A 9259-nucleotide genomic window follows, 5' to 3' on the forward strand; every position below is an offset into this window, starting at 1 on the left:
CGGCTGTCAATTCCGTGCGGTTTTGTCGGTAATTCGTAAAGTCCTTGCCAGTAAAGGCTTTGATGGATGGGTGAATAGTCTGGTCCGGAAAGAATATGAGAATGTCCGTTTTGAATAGGCGGCAAATTGGCAGCTTATTTAGCATCGACGCCTGAAATTGCTGCGCAAGCCGAAAACGGCCTGCCGGCAATTCGCCGGAAACGGTTTCCGGCGCCGGAAGCCGGCGCAATGGGCTGGCGCGAGCGGACATTACTAGGAGAGTCCCGTGAATCAACTGGAAGGGCTGGAGCGAAAAATCGGCGAGCAGCACGAGCGGCTCGCGCATCATCCGGTGTTCGGATCGATCCGTACCATCGACGAGCTGCGCGTGTTCATGGAATGGCACGTATTCGCCGTGTGGGATTTCATGTCGCTCGTGAAGCGGCTGCAGCAGGACCTGACGACCGTCGCGGTGCCGTGGGTCGCGCCGCGCAACGCGAACGCGTCGCGTCTCATCAACGAGATCGTGCTCGGCGAGGAATCGGACGAAACGCCGAACGGCCACATGAGCCACTACGACCTGTACCTGCACGCGATGCGCGATGTCGGCGCGTCGACCTCGCGCATCGAGGAAATGGTGTCGCTGGTGCGCTCGGGCTTCTCGGTGTCGGCCGCTCTGAAGGCCGTCGATGCGCCGGAGCCGGTGATCCGCTTCGTCGAGGCGACGATGGCCGCGTGCACGTCGGGCGCGACGCACCAGGTGCTCGGCAACTTCTTCTACGGCCGCGAGAACGTGATTCCCGACATGTTCCGCACGCTGCTCGACGAATGGAAGATCGAGCGCTCGTCGATTCCGCTGCTCGTGTATTACCTCGACCGCCACATCGAAGTGGATTCGGGCGAGCACGGGCCGGCGGCGCGCGCGATGATCCGCGAGGCGGCCGACGGCGACGCGGCGAAGCTCGAGGAAGCGCTGCAGGCCGGGCTCGATGCGATCGACGAGCGCATGCGCCTGTGGGACGGGCTGCTCGCGCATCTCGGCCAGACCCGCAACGTGGTGCCGGCATGAACGCGCGCGGGCTGTCGGAGCGCATCGTCGATTTCGCGGCGCTCGAGTGGGAGCACCCGGCGGCGTTCGACGACGGCATCGACCAGGTCGTGCTCGTCGATACGCTGGACGAGCACGCGAAGCGCGGCATCCGGACCCGGATCGTGCGGTTCGATCCGGGCGCGGGCACGAGCGTGCCGTTCCTGCACGACTACCACGAGGAAGTGCACCTGATCGACGGCGACCAGAGCCTGGTCGACGTCGCGACGCGCGAGTATCGCGCGACGTATCGGGAAGGCAGCTACTTCGTGCGCCCGGCCGGCACGCCGCATGGCCCGTTCCGCAGCGACGCGGGCTGCCTGCTGCTCGAAATCCATTACTACGGTTCCCCGGAGGACACGCGATGACGACCGCCGTCACCTACGTGAGCCACGTCGATCGCTGGGAGGCGCGCGCGACCGTGCGATCGCGCCCGCGGCGGATCGTCGAGGACGACGAACTGCGCTACTACCCGCTCGAACGCCAGCCGCTGTGCGCGCACCCGGCGATCGTCGACGCGGGCGATGCGGTGCGCGATTTCGTCCTGCTGCAGAGCTTCTACAAGTACATCCAGGACGTGATCATCTTCGAGACGGAGATCGTCAACGCCACCGCGTTGCGGATCGCGCGCGGCCGCTTCGCGCATCCGTTTCCGTTCGCGTGCCGGCAGGATGCGATGACGGTGGTGATCGACGAGGATTACCACGCGTACGTCGCGATGGACTACCTGCGGCAGGTCGAGGAGGCCACCGGCATCGCGCCGCTGCCGCCGAACAGCGAGATCGAGCTGTCGCGGGCGATTCCGCGCGCGGTCGAGCGGGTCGGCGCGCAGTACCGCGACGGCATGGAACTGCTGTGCGTCGCGATCTCGGAGAACACGGTCACGGCGGAAGTCGCGGCGTTCTCGCGCGACGCGACGCTCAAGCGCTCGGTGAAGGGCGTGATGGCCGACCACCTCGCGGACGAAGGCCGTCACTCGGCGTTCTGGATCAATCTCGTGAAGCTGTACTGGTCGGAGATCGACGAACCCGCGCGGCTCGCGCTCGGCGAAGGGCTGCCGTGCTTCCTGCGCGAATACCTGAGTGCCGACCTGCAACTGCAGTTCGATCGCCGCCTGATCGATGCGCTCGATCTGCCGGCCGCCGAGCGCGCACGGATCGCGGACGACATGGTGGGTGCCTATCCGATCACGAGCCAGCATCCGATGATCGTCAACATCCGGCAGTTCTTCCGGATGAGCGGCCTGCTCGATCACGCGCCGACCCGCGCGGCCTTGTCCGACTACCTGTGAGTCACGTCGATGAAAGCGATCATCATTGCGATCGGCGGGCAGACCCGTCTCGCCGCACGGCTGGCGGCTGAACTCGAGGCGACCGGCCATACCGTCTGTATCGCCGACGGACGCGACGGCCCGCTGCGCGACGCGGCCGATGCGCTGCTGCTGCCGGCGCCGGCACCCGAACCGTTGCGTAACGCGGCCGAGTGGTCGATCGTCTGCGGCGTGCCGGACCCCGCGGTGCATTGCGCCCACGCACGGCCGCTGCATTGCGAGATCGTCGCCGATGCGTTTCCGCCGCGCGAAGTACGCGTCGCGTGGCTCACGGACGCGGCGCCCGGCGACACGCGCGTGCTGGCCGACGCGACGCTCGCGTTTGGCGCGGCGCTCAACGGCGCCGACCTCGCGGACGAGATCGCCGCATGCGCGGTCGATCTGATGCACGAAGTCGCGAGCGGGATCGCGCGCGAGCTGAGCGATCCGAACGACGCGCCGCGCGCCACGCCGCCGGGGCCGTCCGATATCGTGCTCGATCTCGAACGGCTGGCCGGCTGGCATGCGTCTAATGACACGGCCGCCGCGTGGCCGTGCGAGCCGTCGCTGCCGGAGCTCGTGTCGCGTGCGGCGGCCGCTGCGCCGGACGCCTGCGCGCTCGTCGCGGCCGATGGCCAGCTGACCTATCGCGAGCTGGTCACGCGCGCCCGCCAGGTTGCCGCGCGCATCGCCGCGCGGCCGGCCGCGCCACGTGTGGTCGCGGTGCGACTCGACAAGGGCGTCGCGCTGTACCCGGCGATCGTCGGCGTGCTGGGCGCCGGCGCGACCTGCGTGCCGCTCGATCCCGCGTTTCCACCCGAGCGGGCCCGCACGATCCTGCGTGAATCGGGGGCGCAGGCGCTCGTCGTCGGCGGGGCGGTCGAGCCGGCGCTGCTCGACGGATTCGACCTCGACGTGATCGACTGCGGCGCGCACGCGGAAGCGGACGCGCACGCCTCGCCCGATGCGCTGGCCGGCCAGTGGCCGCTCGAACGGGATGCGGACCGCGATGCGCGCTGCGCGGTCGCGATCTACACGTCGGGGTCGACCGGCGTGCCGAAAGGCGTGATGCTGTCGCACCGGAACATCGTGCAGTTCTGCCACTGGTATCGCGCGCACGTGTCGCTCGATGCGTCGTCGCGCGTGCTGCAGTTCTCGACGGTGGCGTTCGATGCGTCGCTGCTCGACATGTTCCCGACCTGGCTCGCCGGCGCGACGCTGGTCGCGCCGAGCGAAGCGCAGCGCCGCGAACTCGACGCGCTCGCGACGCTCGTCGCCGACGCGCGCATCACGCACGCGTTCCTGCCGCCCGCGCTGCTCGCGGCGCTGCCGGATTGCGACTGGCCCGCGCTCGCGCACCTTGTCACGGGCGGCGACGTGTGCGACCCCGACACGATCGCGCGCTGGAGCGCGAACCGGCGGCTGCACAACATCTACGGGCCGACCGAATGCACGGTGCTCGCGACGACGGGCGAACTGCGCGCCGGCGACAGCAACCGGCGCATCGGCCGGCCGATCGCGAACGCGCGCTGCCATGTGCTCGCGGCCGACGGCCGTCCGGCGCTCACCGGCGAGGAAGGCGAACTGTGCATCGCCGGCGCGGGCGTCGGGCTCGGCTATCTCGGTCGGCCCGACCTGAGCGCCGAGCGTTTCGTCGCCGATCCGTACGGCGCGCCGGGCGCGACGATGTACCGGACCGGCGACATCGCCAGCTGGGAGCCGGACGGCACGCTGCGCTACGTGGGCCGCCGCGACACGCAACTGAAGATTCGCGGTTTTCGCGTCGAGCCGGGCGAGATCGAGACGGCCGCGCTGGCGGCGGGGCTGTACCGCCAGTGCGCGGTGGTGCCCGACGAGCGCAAGCGCATCCGGCTGTTCGCCGCGAAGCCGGTCGACGCGGCGGCGACGCCCGACGCGCTGCGCGCCGTGCTGGCCGCCACGCTGCCCGACTACATGGTGCCGTACGACATCACGGCGCTCGACGTATTGCCCGCGACGCCGAACGGCAAGATCGACCGCGCCGCACTCGCGCGCCTGCCGGTGTCGCGTGCGGGAAGCGACACGCGCGACGCACCGCGCGGCGCGCTGGAGCTTCGTCTCGCCGCGATGTGGGCGACGCTGCTCGAACTCGCGCCGGACGAGATCGGCCGCGACGCGTCGTTCTTCGAACTGGGCGGCCATTCGCTGCTGGTGTCGCGGCTGATGCTGGCGGTGAAGCGCGAGCTGGGCGGCAACGCAGCGCTCGCGCGTTTCATGGAGCGGCCGACCATCGCCGCGCTCGCGGCGCTGCTGACCGACGAGTCGGGCGAGCGCGGCGCGAACGTGCCGGCGCGCGTGCACGACGATCGCCGCCTGCCCGACGACGTGCGACTGCCGGCCGGCCAGCCGGCGGGCGACGGCTCCGGCGCGGTGCTGCTGACCGGCGCGAACGGCTTCCTGGGCTGCTTCATCCTCAGCGAACTGATCAGCCGCACGAACCAGATCGTCTACTGCGTCGTGCGCGGCGACGACGATGCGAGCGCGCGCCGGCGGCTCGACGAAGCGGCGTTCGTCAACGGGCTCGGCCATCTGTGCGGGCATCCGCGCGTGCGGGTGCTGCGCGGCGATCTCGGTGCGCCGCGCCTCGGGCTGTCGGATGCGGTGTGGCAGACGCTCGCGGCCGAGGTCGGCGCGATTCATCACAACGGCGCACACGTGAACCACGTGTACGACTACCCGTACCTGCACGCGGAGAACGTCGGCTCGACGCTCGAACTGCTCCGCCTGTGCTGCAGCGGCCGCCGCAAGGCGCTGCATTTCGTATCGACGCTATCCGCGGCGAGCGCGACGGGCCCGACGGGACGCCTGATCGAGGCGGCCCCGTCGGAGGCCGGCCCTGCCTTCGTCAACAACGGCTACAACCTGACGAAGTGGGTGTCCGAGCATCTCGTTGCCGAAGCGGCTGCGCGCGGGATCGACACGACGATCCTGCGGCCCGGCAACATCACGGGCCATTCGCGCACGGGGCTGTGCCAGCCGGGACGCAACCGGATCCTGCTGCTGCTCAAGGGCGCGGTGCAGCTCGGCTGCGCGCCGCTCGCGAGCGAGGGCGGGCTGTTCGACCTGAGCCCGGTCGACTACCTGGCGCGGGCGATCGTCGCGTGCACGCTCGACGGTGCGCGCACCGAGCGCGTGTTCCATCTGCACAACCCGCGTCCGCTCGACTGGGCCGGCTACCTGCGCGCACTCGCGCGGCGCGGCTATCCGCTGCGATTCGAAGCGCCCGGGGTCTGGCGCGAGCGGCTGTTGTCGATCGACGAATCGAATGCGCTGTTCGACGTCGTCGCGTTCTATCTCGACGACCGGCAGGACGATATCGGCGACATGGCCGTGATCGATCACGCGCGCACCGAGGCGACGCTGCGCCGGCTAGGCGTCACGTATCCGGACAAGGACGACGCGCTGCTCGATGCGCATTTCGGCTACCTCGCCGAATGCGGCTTCATGCCGCCGCCGCCCGAGCCGGCGCCGCGCGCGAACGACGCCCGCCGCGACGCCGAGCCCGAACCCGCGTGGTGAAGACGTACCCCGTTTGATCAATCGCTGTCATCGCATCATTCATCAAGGAGGCATCATGCTGCAACGTACTGCAACGCAACCCCGTCCGTCCACGCTCGTCTACGCGCCGCAAACGCCGATCCTGTCCGGCTCGGCCGATCTCGACGTGCCGGCGCGCGACGCGTGGCGCGTGGTCGGCGATTTCGCCGGCTTCTCGCGCTTCATCACGGGGCTCGACCATACCGACATGATCGGCGAAGGCGTGCGCTCGCTGCGCATCAAGCATTTCGCGGACGGCAACGTCGTCGTCGAACAGCTCAACAGCCACGACGACGAAGCGATGGTGATGACGTGGAGCCTGATCCATACGTCGTTCGACATCGGCAATCTGTGGGCGCTGATGCGCGTCGAACCGCGCGGCGACCAGGCCTGCACGGTGACGTGGGACATCGCCGGCGAACCGTCGCACGGCGGCGCCGCGCGCCAGCCGGAATTCGACGCGTTCGTCACCGGCTTCCTCGACATGGCGATGACGAACCTGCGCGCGCTGTTCAAGCCGCAGTAACCGTGCATCGCCCGCCGGCGCCGTGCCGCTACGCGGCCGCGCCGGCCCACGCGCCGGCCTTGCCCGGTGCGTGGCTTTTTTTCCCGGCCGGTGGTGCGCACGCGTCGTCGCGCGCTTGTGCGAACGCATCGCGCAGCGCGGCCTTCATGAAGTCGACCCAGGCGCGCGTCTTCGCGTCGAGATGCTGGCGCGACGCGTACACCAGGAACACGCCGATTTCCTCCGCCTGGTAGTCGGGCAGCACGCGCACGAGCGCGCCCGAGCGCAGGTCGGCCGCGGCGACGAAGTCCGGCAGCAAGCCGATTCCCGCGCCTTCGCGCACCGCGATCGCGAGCGACGCGGCGACGTCGGCCGTCATCGACGGATCGACGTCCACCGTTTGTGCTTCCGCACCGTTCCAGAGCGTCCAGATGCGCTCGTGATACGCGGGCGCGACCAGTTGCACGCAGCGATGGTGAACCAGCGCGCCCGGCGAATCGGGCATGCCGTGCGCATCGAGATACGCGGGCGACGCGCACAGCACGCTGCGGATGCGACCGACGTCGATCGCGACCTGCTCGGAGCTCGGCAGGCTCGGCATCGCGATCACCGCGACGTCGTAGCTGTCGCGCACCAGTTTCGGCAGGTGCGGCGCGAGCGTCAGGTCGACGCTCACGTCCGGGTAGCGCGCCTGGAATTGCCCGATCAGCGGAATCACGAAATGGTTCGCGATGCTGGCGCTGCAATGCGCGCGCAGCCGGCCATGCGGATGCACGCGCGCGTCGCGCGCCTCGCGCTCGCTCGCATCGACGGCCAGCGTGATGTCGCGGGCGCGCGCCAGATAGCGTTCGCCCGCTTCGGTCAGGCACATCGAGCGCGTCGTGCGGTTCAGCAGCCGGATGCCGAGACGATGCTCGAGCGACGCGACGAGCCGGCTGACGTGCGCGGTCGTGATGCCGAGCCGTTTGCCGGTCTCGGTGAAGGTGCCCGCGTCCGCGAGCGTGACGAACGCCTGCATGCTTTGAATCAGATCCATCGGGATAACGAAACCTCCGGCTGGCCGTATGGCAATGCCGCTACTGTAGCGACGGCCACGGCACGCCGCGCGCGCGCATCAGCGATCGATCGTCGCAAAACGGACAATCGACGCCGGGGTCAGCGCCGCCGGAAGTATTCGCTCGGCGCGACGCCGAGCGCCTTGCGGAACATCGCCGCGAATGCGCTGGGGCTGTCGTAGCCGTGTTCGAGCGCGAGTTCGAGGATCGGCGTGCCGGCGGCGAGGCGCGGCAGGCTCAGCAGCAGCCGCGCGTGGCGGCACCATGCGCCGTGCGTCATGCCCGTCTCGCGCTTGAACGCGCGGGCGAGCGTGCGTTCGTTCATGTGCGCGTCGCGTGCCCACGCCTGCAGCGTGACGACCGACGACGGGTCGTTGATGAGCCGCGTGCACAGCGCGACGAGCGCGGGATGGCGCGGCATCGGCACGTGCAGCGACAGCGACGGCGCGATCTCGATCTCGTCGAGGATCAGCGCGAGCACGCGGCCCGCGCGGTGCGACAGGTCGTAGTCGGCGGGCAGGTCGCAGGCCGTCACGATCAGTTCGCGCAGCAGCGTGCCGACCTCGATCACGCGGCATTCGGTCGGCAGGCTCGGCCGCACTTCGGGGCCGACGAACACGGTGCGCATCTGCACGTCGCCGGCCGAGCGGATCTCGTGCTGCGTGCCGCCCGGCACCCACACCGCGCGGCCCGTCGGCACGACCCAGCTGCCCGCGTCCGCGTGCACGATCATCACGCCGGAAATCGCGTGGATCAGCTGGCCCTGGCGGTGCGAATGCGGCGGGTACGCCATGCCCGCCGGCGAGTCGGAGGCGACGACGGCGATCTGCTTGTCACGCGCCTGGCGCTCGAGTGCGATGAAGAAATTTTCCAATTGATCGGGATTGTCCTTTTCTCGACGACGAATGCGCTTTACGCGCGAGATCGACCGCATAGGTCGAAATTACCATAAGCCCATCGTTTGTTCGACCTCCTTGCCACTGCCACCCGATGCGCGTTCCGTCCATTCCGTCCGCTTCGCCCGTTTCTCCCGCCGTCGAGACACGCTTGCCGCGCGTGCGGCGCGCCACCTGTGCGGCCGTGCTGCTGGCGTCGGCCGCGCTGGCCGCGTGTTCGGTCGGCGAGCCGTATCGGCCGCCGGTGTCCGACGCGACGCGCACCGGGCCGTTTGACGCGGTGGCCGACGTGCCGGCCGCGGCCGCCGGCGAACCGCCGCAACGCTGGTGGCGGCTGTACGACGATCCCGTACTCGACGGCCTCGTGCGCGATGCGCTGGCGCAGAACCGCGATCTCGCCGCGGCCGTCGCGCGGGTCGAGCGTGCGCGTGCCGTGTTCGACGAGGCGGGCGCCGCGCGGTTGCCCGACACGACGGCCGGCTTCGGCGTCGACTACGGCAAGCACGCGCCCGACCAGATCGTTGCGGCGGCCAAGGACACCGATGCGCGCACGCGCTGGGGTTTCGCGCCGTCGTTCTCGCTGTCGTGGGAAGTCGATCTGTGGGGCCGCGTGCGCCATCTGGTCGACGCCGCGCAGGCCGACGCCGACGCGGTGCAGGCCGCGTCCGATGCGATGCGCGTCGTGGTGGCCGCCGAGACGACGGCCGCGTATGCGCAGGTGTGCGCATACGGCGAGCGGATCGACGTGGCCGAGCAGTCGGTCGGCATCGCGGACCGGCTGGCCGCGCTGACGGCGAAGCAGCGCGCGCACGGGCTCGTGTCCGACCTCGAAGTGGCGCGTTCGCGCGCGTT

The 9259-nt window shown here is 69.8% G+C and carries 9 protein-coding genes; 6 read left to right on the plus strand and 3 right to left on the minus strand.

Going from position 1 to position 9259, the window contains the following annotated elements; all coding sequences use genetic code 11:
• Window positions 1–250, minus strand: a 250-nt coding sequence (locus JMF90_RS40030) for a hypothetical protein (RefSeq protein ID WP_236597968.1), incomplete at its 3' end; no start/stop codon positions are given.
• Window positions 251–265: 15 nt separating this feature from the next.
• Between JMF90_RS40030 and JMF90_RS11565 the strand changes: the two genes are divergently transcribed.
• The 5 genes from JMF90_RS11565 to JMF90_RS11585 are packed head-to-tail and all read left to right on the plus strand — an operon-like array spanning window position 266 to window position 6477.
• Window positions 266–1048 carry a DUF3050 domain-containing protein gene (locus JMF90_RS11565; RefSeq protein ID WP_006479991.1) on the plus strand — a complete coding sequence of 261 codons (783 nt, stop codon included), beginning with the start codon at window positions 266–268 and terminating at the stop codon, window positions 1046–1048.
• Window positions 1045–1434, plus strand: a complete 390-nt coding sequence (locus JMF90_RS11570; RefSeq protein ID WP_006479990.1) for a hypothetical protein — start codon at window positions 1045–1047, stop codon at window positions 1432–1434. The genes JMF90_RS11565 and JMF90_RS11570 overlap by 4 nt, the downstream gene beginning before the upstream one ends.
• The gene (locus tag JMF90_RS11575) at window positions 1431–2357 is read left to right on the plus strand and encodes a diiron oxygenase (RefSeq protein ID WP_006479989.1); all 927 of its coding nucleotides are present in this window, start codon (window positions 1431–1433) and stop codon (window positions 2355–2357) included. The genes JMF90_RS11570 and JMF90_RS11575 overlap by 4 nt, the downstream gene beginning before the upstream one ends.
• Before the next feature lie 9 nt (window positions 2358–2366).
• The gene (locus JMF90_RS11580) at window positions 2367–5933 is read left to right on the plus strand and encodes an amino acid adenylation domain-containing protein (protein ID WP_011548590.1); all 3567 of its coding nucleotides are present in this window, start codon (window positions 2367–2369) and stop codon (window positions 5931–5933) included.
• Window positions 5934–5988: 55 nt separating this feature from the next.
• The gene (locus tag JMF90_RS11585) at window positions 5989–6477 is read left to right on the plus strand and encodes an SRPBCC family protein (RefSeq protein ID WP_006479988.1); all 489 of its coding nucleotides are present in this window, start codon (window positions 5989–5991) and stop codon (window positions 6475–6477) included.
• 28 nt (window positions 6478–6505) lie between these two features.
• Here the strand turns inward: JMF90_RS11585 and JMF90_RS11590 are convergent, their stop codons facing one another.
• Window positions 6506–7492 (minus strand): LysR family transcriptional regulator, encoded by a 987-nt coding sequence (locus JMF90_RS11590; protein WP_011548589.1) that lies wholly within the window; start codon window positions 7490–7492, stop codon window positions 6506–6508.
• A 119-nt stretch (window positions 7493–7611) separates the two neighbouring features.
• Window positions 7612–8385, minus strand: a complete 774-nt coding sequence (locus JMF90_RS11595; RefSeq protein ID WP_041489435.1) for a helix-turn-helix domain-containing protein — start codon at window positions 8383–8385, stop codon at window positions 7612–7614.
• Between the two features lie 116 nt (window positions 8386–8501).
• On the opposite strand from JMF90_RS11595, the gene JMF90_RS11600 reads away from it, so the two are divergent.
• Window positions 8502–9259: TolC family protein (locus JMF90_RS11600; protein WP_201325118.1), on the plus strand; the 758-nt coding region annotated here is incomplete at its 3' end.

The sequence above is a fragment of the Burkholderia sp. E168m23 genome, from assembly GCF_016586125.1.
Taxonomy (GTDB): domain Bacteria; phylum Pseudomonadota; class Gammaproteobacteria; order Burkholderiales; family Burkholderiaceae; genus Burkholderia; species Burkholderia orbicola.